Below are 13,499 nucleotides of genomic sequence, written 5' to 3' on the forward strand. Positions count from 1 at the left end.
TTCGAAGACCCCCTTACGCATGGATCAAGCGCTGATCAACCGCATCGTCGAGGCCGCCCTGCTCGCCGCCAACCAACCGCTGCCGCTGGCCCAGCTGCACGGCCTGTTCCCCGAGGACGAGCCGGCGCCGCCGGGCAGCATCGAGCGGGCGCTGGAGCAATTGCGCGAGGCCTGCGCCGGGCGCGGCGTGGAACTGGTGGAAGTGGCCTCCGGCTTCCGCTACCAGGTCAACAGCGAGGTGCACCCGTGGGTGGCGCGGCTGTGGACCGAGCGCAAGACCCGCTACACCCGTGCCACGCTGGAGACCCTGGCGCTGATCGCCTACCGCCAGCCGATCACCCGCGGCGAGATCGAGCAGGTGCGCGGCGTGGCGGTCAGTAGCAACATCATCCAGGCGCTGGAAGAGCGCGAGTGGATCCGCGTGGTCGGTCACCGCGACGTGCCCGGCAAGCCGGCGCTGTTCGGCACCACCAAGGGCTTCCTCGACTACTTCGGGCTCAAGCGCCTGGACGAACTGCCGCCGCTGTCGGAACTGAAGGACATCGGCGAACTGGAACCGCAACTGCAGCTGGACCGCGACACCCTGCCGGTCGGCGACATGGCCCAGGCCGGAGCGGCCGATGCCGACACCGCTGCCGACGCAGCCACGTCGGCAGCGGATGCCGACGCGGCCGACGCGCCACCTGCCGAGGCGAGCGACGAAGACAACGGCGCCACATCCGATCCGGATACTGCACCGGATCCGGACGCAGCACCGGCCGAAGCCGACAGCGCAGCCGATTCCCACGCGGCCGAGGACACGGCGGCCGCACACAGCGATACCGAAACCGAACGCGAGACCGATGCAGACGCCGCCACGGCGACTGCCTCGTCTGCAGACACCGCCCCGACGGGCGAACCCGAAGCCGCGCCGGGCGAGCGCGCGGCGGATGCGAACGAAGCCGAAGACAACGCCGTCGCGACGACGACCGTGGCTGTTGACGATGCCGATTCCGAACCACAGGCCGACGCACCCCGCGCCGGCCGGAGCCAAGTAAATGAGTGACACCTCCCGCAAGCTGTCGTTGAACAAGCTCTCGCTCAAGCGCGATGCCGCCGGCGAGCAGCCGAAACTGGAAGAACGCCTGCACAAGGTCCTGGCGCAGGCCGGCCTGGGGTCGCGCCGCGCGCTGGAGCAGCGCATCGCCGACGGCCTGGTCAAGGTCAATGGCGAGGTCGCGCAGACCGGCATGTCGGTCAAGAGCGGCGACAGGATCGAGCTGGACGGCCGCAGCTTCGTCGCCAGCGCGCTGACCGAGCCGGCGCGCGTGCTGATCTACAACAAGCCCGAAGGCGAAGTGACCACGCGCGAAGACCCCGAAGGCCGCCCGACCATCTTCGAGGCGCTGCCGGCATTGAAGGGCGCGCGCTGGATCGCCATCGGCCGCCTGGACATCAACACCACCGGCCTGCTGCTGCTGACCACCGATGGCGAGATGGCCAACGCGATGATGCATCCGTCCTACGAGATCGAGCGCGAGTACGTGGTGCGCGTGCGCGCCCCGGAAGGCGAGGACAAGGTGCCCGACAGCATGGTCGAGCGCCTCTCGCGCGGCGTGCTGCTTGAAGACGGCGGCGCCAAGTTCGACGAGATCGAACGCATCGGCGGCACCGATTCGCACGACTGGTTCCGCGTCGTGGTCAAGGAAGGCCGCAACCGCGAAGTGCGCCGGCTGTGGGAATCGCAGGGTTGCCAGGTCAGCCGCCTCAAGCGCACCCGCTACGGCAAGGTGGGCCTGCCGCGCGAGCTGCTGCGCGGGCAGTCGCTGGAGCTGGCGCAGGACAAGGTCGAGGCGCTGCGCGCCGAACTGAAGCTGGAAGAAGGCACCCCGTCGGCGCTGACCCTGCAGCCGGTGATCGGCCAGCGCAAGGCGGCCAAGGCCACCGTGCAGGTCGGCCGCGGCGGCAATGCCTACGTCAACGGCCACAACGTCGCCGACGAAGGCCGCGAGCTGCGCCGCTTCGACAACTTCCGCGAGGACCGCGGCCGCGGCCGCGGCGGCAAGAAGCCGCACGGCGGGCTGACCGTCAGCGGCGAGATGGCCGCCCAGCAGGCGCAGAAGCCGTTCAAGCAGCGCACCCCGAAGGGGCCCAAGCCGCTGCCGGACGGCAACCCCGCCGCGTTCCGCACCTGGTACGTGCCCGACGGCGTCAGCACCGGTCCGACCGGCCACCGCAATGCCGGTCCCGCCGCTGCCCGTGGTCCGGGCCAGGGGCAAGGCCAGGGTCGTCCCTATGGCAAGCCGCGCCCCGCCGGCGCCGGTGCCGGCCAGGGCGCAGGCCAGGGCCGCGGCGGCCAGGGACAGGGCCAGCGCAAGGCGCACCCGTACGGGCACCCGGGCAATGCGCCCAGCTTCCCGTCCGACCATGCCAACCCCGGCTTCAGCCCGTACGGCGCGGCGCCGCGCTCTGCGCGTCCGGCCGGCCCGCGCGCCGACGGGCAGAAGCGCGGTCCGGGCGGCCCCGGTGGTCGTCCCGGCGGCAACCGCCCCGGCGGCGGGCGTCCGGGCGGCGGCGGTCGCCCCGGTGGCGGCAACCGCGGTCCGCGCGGCGGCGGCTGAGTACCACGCGGCCGGCACCCGCTGCCGGCCGCATTAGCCAAGACCAAGGGCGCCTGCGCATGCGGCGCCCTTTTTGCTGGGCACAGATGCGGCAGACGCTGCCGCATCCCGCCCGCCAAGGCGGCCAGCGGGAGATCGAGCAGGCGATGCCGTCGCAGACGCGCGCCGCGGTGCCGCCGGCCAGGGCGTGCCATCGGTTGCCGAGTCAGTCGCGGGGCCTGCCGGGGCGCCGGCCGGCACTGCGTCGCAGCGCCCGACTGGCGCTCGGGTCGTCGAGCCGCGCGGTGTCGGCTGGTACCCGACAAGCCCAATCCACAGGGCCGCTGTTGCGCGTGCGCGCTGCCGCATCAGCGCTCTGGCACGGACGTGGTTCCCTTGCTGGCTTTGCCCCATGCACGCGCAAGCGCGGCGCGACCTGCTGCCACGCCTTAAGGCGAGCCTGCCCGGCATTCCTGGCTGTAGGCCACGGCGTAGGATTTCTCCATGCACCGCGCCAGCCCTTCGACGACGTCCGCATTCGGCGGCCAGCGCATCTTGATCACCTGCCCATCCTGCATCGGCAGCTCGATGACTCCATCCTTCAACGGCGGCAGGTCCGGCGACGGCGGCACCGCGTCCAGCGCCTTCTTCGCCGCTGCCAGGCCCTTCTGGTCGTGGGCGAGGAACGCCATCGTCGCATCGACATACGGATTCCATCCGGCAGGATCCTGCGACGCAGGCTTCTTGGACGCCTGCATCAGCGCCATCGCGGCGGGATAGTCGCCGGCGAACGCGCGCAGCTGTCCCTCATGCCAATAGAGAAGACTGGCGTCGTCGGGATGCGCCTTCCTGTAGTCGCGGATCAGATCGGCAGCGGCCGTTTCGCAGCCGGGACGCGCCGCAATGGCGCGCCAACCGCCGCCGCCATCGCGCACGTCCTGATCGAACTGCTGCTGATCCAGGGCCAGCAGCCTGGGCCTGTCGATCTCGCAGGCTTGCATGCCCTGCCCGGCTGCAGACGCATCGCGCGCCGACAGCAGCGCCATGAACACAACGGCCAGCCCGATCCTGCTCATCGATCGCCTCTCCTGCCTGCGGCATGCGCATCCGCCGGATGTCGGTGGCGATCTTGCCACGGCAAGCGGCTGGCTACGAACAAGCGTTCGATGCGATAGGTCTTGGTCCGCACAGCCGGACATGACGCGCATGGCGCCAAGGCTTGCTGCGGCATCCGCGCATGGCCGCACGCCCGAGGCGCCGATGCGCAAAAGCGGCGAAGCCGATATCCTGGGCGTCCTGAGCTGCCCACTTCCGCGGCGGCGCCTCTACCGATCGGAGATTCCATGTCACGGAAGATACTGCTGCCCCTGTTGATCGCCGCCGTGCTGAGCCTGGGCGCGTGCAAGAAGGTGCAGGAAGAAGTCGCCGCCGCGCAGAACCCCTACCCCAAGAGCTCGCCGCTGCACGAGCCGTTCGACCGCATGCTGCGCAAGCTGGTCAACGATCCGCGCTATGTCGCGCTGCTCAAGCAGGGCGACAAGGCGCAGGCGCAGCGCGCCGGCTTCGAGCTGGCGCAGAAGGGCATCACCCGGCTGGACCATGCCACGCTGGAACAGCGCCTGGAAATCCTTGCCGCGGTCAGCGAAAAAGTGGACGTGCCCAAGTGCGCGCTGCTGGCCCGCGGCGGCAACCCGAACGATGCGCAGGCGATGAGCGCGGCGATGCTGCAGGGGCTGGAGACGCTGCCGCCGGCGCAGATCGATCAATGGTTCGAGATTTCGCTCAAGGCGACCGATGCGCAGTTGAGCAACACGCCGCCGCAGACCGTGGCGCCGGCCGATGTGCAGGCGGCGATGACCAGCCTGATCGGGGCCCTGCCCGCCGATCAGCAGCAGCGCCTGGTGAAGGTGCTGCCGCAGATGGCGCAGGCCAGTGACGCCGACGCCTGCTGGGCCGCGCGTACGCTGTACGCGCAGGCGCTGGCCGCCAAGGAACCGGTGCGCGGCCAGCTGGCCTGGGTGTTCGCTCAGCAGTGAGCGGACCTGCCGGCGCTGCGGCCTCCTGCGGGAAGCCGCCTCGCCCTGGCGCCGCTGCGATCGCAGACGGCGCCGCGCGGCTCAGCGCCGCTCGATGGTGAAACCGCCGACGGCCACGCCCAGGTCCCAGCCCTTGCCGGTGCCGGCCAGGGCCAGCGAGATATCGCCCTTGGTCATGACCTGCGCGTCGGAAGACTTGGCCGCGCCGGCATGCGCCTCGGCGGTCGCGTAGGTGCCGAACAGGTCGTTGAGGGTGTAGGCGCCGGTGAACCGGCCGCGGCCGTCGACGATCTTCGACTTGCCCACGCTCAGGCCGCCGCCCTTGGCGCTGATCTTGACCGGGATTTTGGAGCCGTTGTCGCAGGTGATGGTGCCAGTGCCGGTGGCGGTCTTGTAGAACACCGACCAGCCGGACAGATTGAAGCGCAGCTGGCAATCGATATTGCCGGCGGCATGCGCCTGCGGCATGAAGGCGATGCCGGCGAGCAGCGCGGCGGTGGTCAACAGTTTGTTGTACATGGCGACGCTCCGTGGATGGAAAACCGGCCCGAGCGTAGCAGCGCGCCGCGCACGGCAGCGTGGTGAAACCCGCCTCCGGCACGGCGCCGTTCAGCGATCGGCGTTGGCCGCTCCCAGGGTGAAGGCGTCGGCATCGAGCATCGCCGGGAAGCGCGCGCGATGCGCGGCCAGCGCCGCCGCCGAGATCGTGGTGGTGGCCACCTGCTCGCGCTCGCGGATCTCCAGCTGCGGCTGGCCGAGGAAGTCGATCACCGCGCTGTCGCCGGCATAGTGCAGGCCGTTGCCGTCCTCGCCCACCCGGTTGACCGCGGCCACGAAGCACAGGTTCTCGATCGCGCGCGCGCGCAGCAGCGTGCGCCACGGGTAGGCGCGCGCCGACGGCCAGTTGGCGACGAAGATCTGCAGGTCGAAGTCGAGCTGGCCGGGGCGCTCGACGTCGTAGCGGTTGCGGCAGAACACCGGGAAGCGCAGGTCGTAGCAGACCTGCGGATTGATCCGCCAGCCCTTCCAGTCCACGCATAGCCGCTCGCGCCCGGCGGCATAGCGCTGGTGCTCGTTGGCGTAGCGGAACAGGTGGCGCTTGTCGTAGTGCTGCAGTGCGCCGTCGGGCGTGGCCCACAGCAGGCGGTTGAACACCTTTGCGACGCCGTCCTCGCTAGGCACGCGCAACTGCACGCTGCCGGTCACCGCGGCCCCCAGCCGCGCCGCCTGCTCGCGGATCCAGGCTACGGTCGGCCCGTCCATGCCCTCGGCCTGGTCCAGCGCCTCGTTGGAGAAACCGCTGGTGAAGGTCTCCGGCAGGATCACCAGATCGGTCGCTCCGGCCAGCGGCGCCAGCAGCTCGGCGTAGTGCGCGCGATTGCCGGCCGGATCGTGCCAGCGGGTGTCGCCTTGGATCAGGGAGATGCGCAGATCGGTCATTGAGGGGCCGGGATTTGGGATTGGGGATTCGGGATTGGCAAAAGCGGGATTTGAACTCGTGATTGGGATCGGTAAGCAGACTTTCCGCTAAAGGGGTACCTAGCTTCTACGAATCCCCAATCCCGAATCCCCAATCCCGGCGGTGGCGCGCTACCGCGCGCGCAACCGCTCGATCGCCGCATCCAGCGTCGCTTCGTTCTTGGCGAAGCACAGCCGGGCCAGGCGCTGGCCCGGCGGCGGGGTCTGGTAGAACGGCGACAGCGGGATCGCCGCCACGCCCTTCTCGATGGTCAGCCACTTCACGAACTCGGTGTCGGGCAGGTCGCTGATGGCCGAATAGTCGACCAGCTGGAAGTAGCCGCCCGGCACCGGCAATGGCTTGAGCCGGGTGGTCAGCAGCTGTTCGCGGAAGCGGTCGCGCTTGGCCTGGTAGAACGCGCCCAGTTGCTCGTCGTGCTCGGGTTCGTCGCGGATCATCGCGGCGAAGGCGTACTGGGCCGGGCCGAAGCTGGTGAAGGTGTTGTACTGGTGGACCTTGCGGAATTCGGCGCTCAGCGCCGGCGGCGCGATCGCGTAGCCGATCTTCCAGCCGGTGCAGTGGTAGGTCTTGCCGAAGCTGGAGACGACGAAGGCGCGTTCGCGCAGTTCCGGCCAGCGCAGCACCGATTCGTGGCGGCGGCCGTCGAACACGATGTGCTCGTAGACCTCGTCGGAGATCAGGAAGATGTCGCTGCCGCGCAGCAGGTCGGCCACCGCCTGCAGGTCGTCGGCGCCGAGCATCGCGCCGGACGGGTTGTGCGGGCTGTTGAGGATCAGCAGCCGCGTGCGCGGGGTGATCGCCGCGCGCACCCGCTCCCAGTCCACCGCGAAGCTCTGCGGGTCCAGCGGCACGTGCACCGCGCGCGCGCCGGCCAGGTCGATCGCCGGCTCGTAGCTGTCGTAGGCCGGATCCAGCACGATCACTTCCTCGCCCGGCCGCACCACCGCATGGATGGCGTTGAACAGCGCCTCGGTGGCGCCGCTGGTCACGGTGACCTCGGTGTCCGGATCGACCTGCGCGCCGTAGCAGCGCAGCGCCTTGCCGGCGATCGCCTGGCGCAGCACCGGCACCCCGGTCATCGGCGGATACTGGTTGTGGCCGTCGCGCATCGCCTGGGCGAGCGTGTCGATCAGCCGCGCCGGCGCGGCGAAGTCGGGAAAGCCCTGGCCCAGGTTGACCGCACCGTGCTCGGCGGCCAGTTGCGACATCACGGTGAAGATGGTGGTGCCCACCTTGGGCAGCTTGGTCTGCGGGTGCATGCGTCCGGGTACGGGAGCGGGAAAGCGTCGAGTGTACGCAAAGCCGCTTGCCGGCGATGCGTCGCCGCCGCGCAAAACAGCGTTCTTCGCGCGGCCCACTGGGCCGGCGCCGCCGTCGCCGCGGCGGCGCCCGCGCCGGGTGGCCGCATGCCGATACAATGCGCGGCTCCCGCACCCACCGCCTGCCGCCGCGCCCGTCCCGGCGCGGCATTCCGCCGATGACCGATCCGCTGCATTCCCCGCCGCCGCTGCTGGCCGCGCACGGGCTCACCTTCGCCCGCGACGACGCCGCCGTGTTCGGCCCGCTGGACTTCCATCTGGATGCGGGCGAGGCGCTGCTGGTGCAGGGCGACAACGGCGCCGGCAAGACCACCCTGCTGCGGGTGCTGGTCGGGCTGCTGCGCGCGGAGGCCGGACGCATCGAGATCGACGGCCGCCCGGTGCGCCGCGGCGACCGCGCGCGCTACATGGCCTACCTGGGCCACCTGGGCGCGCTGAAGGCGGACCTGAGCACCTTGGAGAACCTGCATTACCTGTGCGGCCTGCAGGGCCGCCGCGCCAAGCAGATGCCGGGCAGCGCGCTGGCCATCGTCGGCCTGGCCGGCTACGAGGACACCCTGGTGCGGCAGCTGTCGGCCGGACAGAAGAAGCGCCTGGCGCTGGCCCGGGTGTGGCTGTCGCCGGCGCCGCTGTGGCTGCTCGACGAACCCTACGCCAACCTCGACCTGGACGGCATCACCCTGGTCAACCGGATGATCGCCGCGCACCTGCGCAGCGGCGGCGCGGCGCTGGTCACCACCCACGGCGCCTACGCCGCGCCGCCGGTGCGCACGCGCATGCTGAGCCTGAGCGGGGTGGCCGCATGAGCCTGGCCGCACCGGTTCCCTCGCTGTGGCAGGCCACCCGCGCGCTGTTGCTGCGCGATCTGCGCCTGCTGTGGCGGCGCCGCGGCGACGCGCTGCAGCCGGCGCTGTTCGCGTTGCTGATCGTGGCCCTGTTCGCGCTGGCGCTGGGCAACCAGCCGCGCCTCCTCGGCGAGGTCGCCGGCGCCGCGCTGTGGCTGGCGGCGCTGCTGGCCGGGCTGTTGGCGCTGGACAGCCTGTTCCGCGGCGACGCCGAGGACGGCTCGCTGGAACAGTGGCTGCTGGCGCCGGTGCCGCTGGCCTGGCTGGTGCTGGTGCGGGTGCTGCTGCACTGGCTGACCACCGCGCTGCCGCTGATCGTGGCCACCCCGCTGCTCGGCGAATTGCTGCACCTGCCGCATGACCGCATGCCGGTGCTGCTGGCATCGTTGGCGCTGGGTACGCCACTGCTGAGCCTGATCGGCGCAGTCGTGGCGGCGCTGACGGTGAGCATGAAGCGCGCCGGGATCCTGGTCGCGCTGCTGGCGCTGCCGCTGTACGTGCCGGTGCTGGTGTTCGGTGCCGGCAGCGTGGCGGCCGCGGCGCAGGGCCTGGATCCCAGCGGCGGCCTGCTGCTGCTGGCGGCCGGGCTGGTGCTGGGACTGGTGCTGGCGCCGCTGGCGGCGGCGGCGGCGATCCGCATCTCGTTGAGCTGAGCGCATTTGGCGCAGCGCCAGCGCCGCGCGGGCCGTACCATCGTGTTGTCCTGGTCCATCGTCGCACCGCTGTCGCCGCACCGTAGCAAGCCCCCCGCCCGCTAGAATCGACCGCATGTCCTCCGTCGTCCGCTGGTTCCACCAACTCGGTTCGCCCCCCGCCTTCGACCGCTTCGCCGCGCGCTGGACGCCATGGTGCTATCTGGCCGCGCTGCTGCTGGGCGGGCTGGGGATCTGGCAGGCGCTGTTCGTGGTGCCAGCCGACCGCCTGCAGAGCGACGCCTTCCGCATCCTCTACATCCACGTGCCCAGCGCGTGGATGAGCCTGTTCGTGTTCGGGCTGATGGCGCTGTACGCGGCGATCGCGCAGGTCTGGCGGATCAAGCTGTGCGAGGTGCTGGCGATGGCCTGCGCGCCGATCGGCGCCGCCTTCACCGTGATCACCCTGCTGACCGGCAGCATCTGGGGCAAGCCGATGTGGGGCGCCTGGTGGGACTGGGACCCGCGCCTGACCACCGAACTGATCCTGCTGTTCCTGTACATCGGGGTGATGGGCCTGTACCTGGCGATCGAGGACCGCCGCAACGCCGCGCGCGCGGCCGGGCTGCTGGCCATCGTCGGGGTGGTGCTGCTGCCGGTGATCCGCTATTCGGTGGTGTGGTGGAACTCGCTGCACCAGGGCCAGACCATCCGCCTGTTCGGCCAGTCGAGCATGGACCCGAGCATGCTGCCGCCGCTGTGGCTGATGGTGGCGGCGACCAAGTTCTGGTTCGCCGGCTCGCTGCTGGCGCGCGCGCGCGCCGACAACCTGCGCCGCGAGGCCGGCAAGGACTGGGTGGCGAAACTGGCGGAGGCGCGCGGATGAATTACCTGCCCTACGTGATCGGCGCCTATGCGGTGTTCGTCGGCGTGCTGCTGGCCGACTTCGTGCTGGCGCGGCTGCAGCTGCGCGGCGCCCTGCGCGCGGCGCGGCTGCGCGCGCAACGCAAGCAGCAGCCCAAGCCCGACCCGGCCACGCTGGACCTGAGCCGATGACCCCGCAACGCAAGCGCCGCCTGCTGCTGTTGATGGTGCTGGTGCTGGCCGCCGGCCTGACCACCACGCTGGTGGCGATGGCCCTGCAGCGCAATACCGCCTACCTGTACACCCCGGCCGAAGTGCTGGCCGGCAAGACCGCCGAGCACGCGCGCTTCCGCCTCGGCGGCATGGTCGAGAAAGGCTCGTTCCAGCGCGCGCCCGGTTCGCTGCTGGCGCGGTTCCGGGTCACCGACGGCGATGCGCAGCTGACCGTCAGCTACGACCGGATCCTGCCCGACCTGTTCCGCGAAGGCCAGGCGGTGGTGGCCACCGGCCGCATGCACGACGGCGTGTTCGTGGCCGAGGACGTGCTGGCCAAGCACGACGAGACCTACATGCCCAAGGAACTGGAAGACAAGATGGGCAGCGCGCATCGCAAGCACGATGTGGCGGAGGCGGCGCGGTGACTGGAGTTTTCTGCGGGACTCGGGACTCGGGACCCGGGACTCGTAACAGCAAGACCGCGCGCGGCCTGAGCGTTCGCTTTTCCGGGTCCCGCGTCCCGGGTCCCGCGTCCCGGCGCACGCCCCATGCTTCCTGAATTCGGCCAGATCCTGCTGATCCTGGCGCTGCTCGCCGCGCTGCTGCAGGCGGCGGTGCCGCTGGCCGGCGCGCAGCGCGGCGACGCGCGCTGGATGGCGGTGGCGCGGCCGGCCGCGTTCGCGCAGCTGGCGCTGGTCGCCGGCGCCTTCGCGGTGCTGACCCATGCGTTCCTGGTGCAGGATTTCTCGGTGGCCTACGTGGCCGAGAACTCCAACTCGCTGTTGCCGCTGATCTACCGCTATTCGGCGGTCTGGGGCGCGCACGAAGGCTCGCTGCTGCTGTGGACGCTGATCCTGGCGCTGTGGACCGGCGCGGTGGCGCTGTTCTCGCGCAGCCTGCCGGCGCCGGTGGTGGCGCGGGTGATCGGCACGCTGGCGCTGGTCAGCCTGGGGTTTCTGGCGTTCCTGCTGTTCACCTCCAACCCCTTCGCGCGGCTGCTGCCCGCGCCGCTGGAAGGCCGCGACCTCAATCCGCTGCTGCAGGATCCGGGCCTGGTGATCCACCCGCCGCTGCTGTACGCGGGCTACGTCGGCTTCGCGGTGCCGTTCGCGTTCGCGATCGCCGCGCTGCTCGACGGCCATGTCGATGCGCGCTGGCTGCGCTGGACGCGGCCATGGACCAATGTGGCCTGGGGTTTCCTGACCATCGGCATCGCGCTGGGCAGCTGGTGGGCGTACTACGAGCTGGGCTGGGGCGGCTGGTGGTTCTGGGACCCGGTGGAGAACGCCAGCTTCATGCCGTGGCTGGCCGGCGCGGCGCTGCTGCATTCGCAGGCAGTGACCGAAAAGCGCGGCAGCTTCACCGCGTGGACGCTGCTGCTGGCGATCGCCGCGTTCTCGCTGTCGCTGCTGGGCACGTTCCTGGTGCGTTCGGGCGTGTTGACCAGCGTGCATTCCTTCGCCGCCGATCCCGGCCGCGGCCTGTTCATCCTGGTGTTCCTGAGCCTGGTCTGCGGCGGCGCGCTGCTGCTGTACGCGCTGCGCGGCGGGCGCATCGGCGCCAGCGCCGGCGACGAACGCCAGCGCTTCGCTGCGTCCTCGCGCGAGACCCTGCTGCTGGCCAACAACCTGCTGCTGACCTGCGCCTGCGCGATGGTGCTGCTGGGCACGCTGTATCCGCTGCTGGCCGACGCGCTGGGGCTGGGCAAGCTGTCGGTCGGCCCGCCCTACTTCGGCACCCTGTTCGTGGTGCTGATGGCGCCGCTGGTGGCGCTGCTGCCGTTCGGTCCGCTGACCCGCTGGCAGCGCGAACAGCCGTCGCGGCCGCTGGCGCTGCTGGCGCCGTGGGCCGGGCTGGCGCTGCTGGCCGGCGTGCTCGGCTTCTTCCTGGCGCCGCAGGGACCATGGAAGACCGCCGCCGGCGTGGCCGGCGCGGCCTGGGTGCTGCTCGGCACCGCGCGTTTCGTGTGGAGCCGCTTCCAGCTCAAGGGCAGCCGCTTCACCGCCGAGATGCTGGGCATGACCCTGGCCCACGCCGGCATCGCGGTGTTCCTGACCGGCGCGCTGCTGGTGGAAGCGCTGGACCAGCAACGCGAGGTGGCGCTGGCGCCGGGGCAGAGCCTGCAGATGGGCCGCTACCGCTTCGAGTTCCAGAGCCTGGACCAGATCCGCGGCCCCAACTACCTGTCCGAACGCGCGCACGTGCAGGTGCTGCGCGACGACCGCCCGCTGGCGCTGCTGCATCCGGAAAAGCGCGTCTACGCCAGCGGCGGGCAGAGCCTGAGCGAGGCCGGCATCCATCCCGGCCTGTTCGGCGACGTCTATATCGCCCTGGGCGAACCGCTGGGCGGCAACGCCTGGGCGATGCGCCTGCATGTCAAACCGTTCGTTCGCTGGATCTGGCTCGGCGCGGCGCTGATGGCGCTGGGTGGCTTCGTCACCGCCGGCGACCGGCGCTTCCGTCGTTCCCCGGAGAAATCCTGATGTCCGCTCCTGCTCCACGCCGCCTGCCGCTCGCCGCCATCGTGCTCGGCGCCCTGTTCTTCCTCGGCCTGCTGGCGCTGATGTTCTACGCGGTGCAACGTTCCGGGGTGGCCGATCGCGATGCGCTGCCGTCGGCGCTGATCGGCAAGCCGGCCCCGGCGTTCGACCTGCCGGTACTGCACGATGGGTCGATCCGCGTGCGCAGCGCCGAACTGCGCGGCGCTCCGTACGTGCTCAACGTGTGGGGCAGTTGGTGCGCCACCTGCCGCGAGGAGCACCCGGTACTGACCCGCTTCGCGCTGACCAAGCGCGTGCGGGTGATCGGCTACGACTGGAAGGACACCCGGCAGGATGCGCTGCACTGGCTGGAGCAATTGGGCAATCCGTTCTTCGTGGTGCTGTTCGATCCGGACGGGCGCACCGCGATCGACTGGGGCGTGGCCGCGGCGCCGGAGACCTTCCTGGTCGATGCGCGCGGCGTGGTGCGCTGGAAGCATTCCGGCGCATTGACCGACCAGATCGTGCAGGACGAACTGCTGCCGGCGCTGTTGCAGGCCGAACGCGACGCGCCGACCGCCAAGCAGGGCCGGGCCGCACCGTGACGCGCCGTTGGCTCGCGCTGCTGCTGGTGCTGCTGGCCTGCGCCGGGCATGCCGGCGCGCAGCCGGTGGCCGACCCGACCCCGCTGGCGTACCGCTCGGCGGCCGAGGAAGCGCGCTTCCATGCGCTGACCGCCGAACTGCGCTGCGTGCAGTGCCAGAACCAGTCGCTGGCCGACTCGCATGCGCAGATCGCGCTGGACCTGCGCCGCGAAGTGCTGCAACTGATGCAGCAGGGACGTTCGGACGCGGAGATCAAGCGCTTCCTGGTCGATCGCTACGGCGAGTTCGTGCTGTACCGGCCGCAGGTGGAAGCGCGCACCTGGCTGCTGTGGTTCGGGCCGTTGCTGCTGCTCGGCGCCGGTGCCCTGCTCGTGGTCTGGGTGGTGCGCCGCCGCGCGCCGGCCGGCGCTGCGCCGCCGGCGCAAGAGGAACAGGAATGGTGA

General features: G+C 70.9%; 15 protein-coding genes. 11 read left to right on the plus strand and 4 right to left on the minus strand.

Going from position 1 to position 13,499, the window contains the following annotated elements; translation table 11 throughout:
* Positions 1-19 precede the first annotated feature (19 nt).
* Positions 20-1,045, plus strand: coding sequence for an SMC-Scp complex subunit ScpB (gene scpB / locus H9658_RS05185; protein ID WP_191824608.1), 1,026 nt, complete (start codon positions 20-22; stop codon positions 1,043-1,045).
* Positions 1,038-2,600: a pseudouridine synthase gene (locus tag H9658_RS05190; RefSeq protein ID WP_179563983.1), complete on the plus strand. Its 1,563-nt coding sequence runs from the start codon at positions 1,038-1,040 to the stop codon at positions 2,598-2,600. Before scpB ends, H9658_RS05190 begins: the two co-directional genes overlap by 8 nt.
* A 428-nt stretch (positions 2,601-3,028) precedes the next feature.
* Here H9658_RS05190 and H9658_RS05195 read toward each other — a convergent pair whose 3' ends face one another.
* Entirely contained in the window at positions 3,029-3,625 is a 597-nt protein-coding gene (locus H9658_RS05195) for a hypothetical protein (RefSeq protein WP_225209774.1), read from the minus strand.
* Positions 3,626-3,922: 297 nt separating this feature from the next.
* On the opposite strand from H9658_RS05195, the gene H9658_RS05200 reads away from it, so the two are divergent.
* Entirely contained in the window at positions 3,923-4,615 is a 693-nt protein-coding gene (locus H9658_RS05200; RefSeq protein ID WP_179563981.1) for a hypothetical protein, read from the plus strand.
* A gap of 81 nt (positions 4,616-4,696) precedes the next feature.
* Here H9658_RS05200 and H9658_RS05205 read toward each other — a convergent pair whose 3' ends face one another.
* The 3 genes from H9658_RS05205 to H9658_RS05215 form a co-directional block, all read right to left on the minus strand.
* A complete protein-coding gene (locus H9658_RS05205; protein ID WP_179563979.1) occupies positions 4,697-5,134 on the minus strand; it encodes a hypothetical protein in 438 nt (145 codons plus the stop codon).
* A 90-nt stretch (positions 5,135-5,224) separates the two neighbouring features.
* The gene (locus H9658_RS05210; RefSeq protein ID WP_191824609.1) at positions 5,225-6,055 is read right to left on the minus strand and encodes an amidohydrolase; all 831 of its coding nucleotides are present in this window, start codon (positions 6,053-6,055) and stop codon (positions 5,225-5,227) included.
* A 150-nt stretch (positions 6,056-6,205) separates the two neighbouring features.
* Complete coding sequence (locus H9658_RS05215; RefSeq protein ID WP_191824610.1) at positions 6,206-7,354, minus strand: pyridoxal phosphate-dependent aminotransferase; 1,149 nt, start codon at positions 7,352-7,354, stop codon at positions 6,206-6,208.
* Between the two features lie 218 nt (positions 7,355-7,572).
* Here H9658_RS05215 and ccmA point away from each other — a divergent pair, with 218 nt between their 5' ends.
* From ccmA to H9658_RS05255, 8 genes are all read left to right on the plus strand, one after another.
* Positions 7,573-8,220, plus strand: a complete 648-nt coding sequence (gene ccmA / locus H9658_RS05220) for a heme ABC exporter ATP-binding protein CcmA (protein ID WP_047324868.1) — start codon at positions 7,573-7,575, stop codon at positions 8,218-8,220.
* Entirely contained in the window at positions 8,217-8,912 is a 696-nt protein-coding gene (gene ccmB / locus H9658_RS05225; protein WP_179563973.1) for a heme exporter protein CcmB, read from the plus strand. The genes ccmA and ccmB overlap by 4 nt, the downstream gene beginning before the upstream one ends.
* 115 nt (positions 8,913-9,027) lie before the next feature.
* Positions 9,028-9,777, plus strand: coding sequence for a heme ABC transporter permease CcmC (ccmC, locus tag H9658_RS05230; RefSeq protein WP_179563971.1), 750 nt, complete (start codon positions 9,028-9,030; stop codon positions 9,775-9,777).
* Positions 9,774-9,947 carry a heme exporter protein CcmD gene (locus H9658_RS05235; RefSeq protein WP_003474125.1) on the plus strand — a complete coding sequence of 58 codons (174 nt, stop codon included), beginning with the start codon at positions 9,774-9,776 and terminating at the stop codon, positions 9,945-9,947. The genes ccmC and H9658_RS05235 overlap by 4 nt, the downstream gene beginning before the upstream one ends.
* Positions 9,944-10,396, plus strand: a complete 453-nt coding sequence (gene ccmE / locus H9658_RS05240) for a cytochrome c maturation protein CcmE (RefSeq protein WP_191824611.1) — start codon at positions 9,944-9,946, stop codon at positions 10,394-10,396. Before H9658_RS05235 ends, ccmE begins: the two co-directional genes overlap by 4 nt.
* A gap of 123 nt (positions 10,397-10,519) precedes the next feature.
* Positions 10,520-12,454, plus strand: a complete 1,935-nt coding sequence (locus H9658_RS05245) for a heme lyase CcmF/NrfE family subunit (RefSeq protein ID WP_191824612.1) — start codon at positions 10,520-10,522, stop codon at positions 12,452-12,454.
* Positions 12,454-13,056 carry a DsbE family thiol:disulfide interchange protein gene (locus tag H9658_RS05250; protein ID WP_179563966.1) on the plus strand — a complete coding sequence of 201 codons (603 nt, stop codon included), beginning with the start codon at positions 12,454-12,456 and terminating at the stop codon, positions 13,054-13,056. The genes H9658_RS05245 and H9658_RS05250 overlap by 1 nt, the downstream gene beginning before the upstream one ends.
* Complete coding sequence (locus H9658_RS05255) at positions 13,053-13,499, plus strand: cytochrome c-type biogenesis protein (RefSeq protein ID WP_191824613.1); 447 nt, start codon at positions 13,053-13,055, stop codon at positions 13,497-13,499. The genes H9658_RS05250 and H9658_RS05255 overlap by 4 nt, the downstream gene beginning before the upstream one ends.

The sequence above is a fragment of the Xanthomonas bonasiae genome (assembly GCF_014836395.1).
Classification (GTDB): Bacteria; Pseudomonadota; Gammaproteobacteria; order Xanthomonadales; family Xanthomonadaceae; genus Xanthomonas_A; species Xanthomonas_A bonasiae.

What these genes read in the sequence shown, in the direction of transcription:
- ccmE (WP_191824611.1), top strand. Translation starts at nt 9,944, where the DNA reads ATGACCCCGCAACGCAAGCGCCGCCTGCTGCTGTTGATGGTGCTGGTG.
- ccmC (WP_179563971.1), top strand. Translation starts at nt 9,028, where the DNA reads ATGTCCTCCGTCGTCCGCTGGTTCCACCAACTCGGTTCGCCCCCCGCC.
- scpB (WP_191824608.1), top strand. Translation starts at nt 20, where the DNA reads ATGGATCAAGCGCTGATCAACCGCATCGTCGAGGCCGCCCTGCTCGCC.
- ccmB (WP_179563973.1), top strand. Translation starts at nt 8,217, where the DNA reads ATGAGCCTGGCCGCACCGGTTCCCTCGCTGTGGCAGGCCACCCGCGCG.
- H9658_RS05250 (WP_179563966.1), top strand. Translation starts at nt 12,454, where the DNA reads ATGTCCGCTCCTGCTCCACGCCGCCTGCCGCTCGCCGCCATCGTGCTC.
- H9658_RS05215 (WP_191824610.1), bottom strand. Translation starts at nt 7,354, where the DNA reads ATGCACCCGCAGACCAAGCTGCCCAAGGTGGGCACCACCATCTTCACC.
- ccmA (WP_047324868.1), top strand. Translation starts at nt 7,573, where the DNA reads ATGACCGATCCGCTGCATTCCCCGCCGCCGCTGCTGGCCGCGCACGGG.
- H9658_RS05245 (WP_191824612.1), top strand. Translation starts at nt 10,520, where the DNA reads ATGCTTCCTGAATTCGGCCAGATCCTGCTGATCCTGGCGCTGCTCGCC.
- H9658_RS05200 (WP_179563981.1), top strand. Translation starts at nt 3,923, where the DNA reads ATGTCACGGAAGATACTGCTGCCCCTGTTGATCGCCGCCGTGCTGAGC.
- H9658_RS05210 (WP_191824609.1), bottom strand. Translation starts at nt 6,055, where the DNA reads ATGACCGATCTGCGCATCTCCCTGATCCAAGGCGACACCCGCTGGCAC.
- H9658_RS05190 (WP_179563983.1), top strand. Translation starts at nt 1,038, where the DNA reads ATGAGTGACACCTCCCGCAAGCTGTCGTTGAACAAGCTCTCGCTCAAG.
- H9658_RS05205 (WP_179563979.1), bottom strand. Translation starts at nt 5,134, where the DNA reads ATGTACAACAAACTGTTGACCACCGCCGCGCTGCTCGCCGGCATCGCC.
- H9658_RS05195 (WP_225209774.1), bottom strand. Translation starts at nt 3,625, where the DNA reads ATGGCGCTGCTGTCGGCGCGCGATGCGTCTGCAGCCGGGCAGGGCATG.
- H9658_RS05235 (WP_003474125.1), top strand. Translation starts at nt 9,774, where the DNA reads ATGAATTACCTGCCCTACGTGATCGGCGCCTATGCGGTGTTCGTCGGC.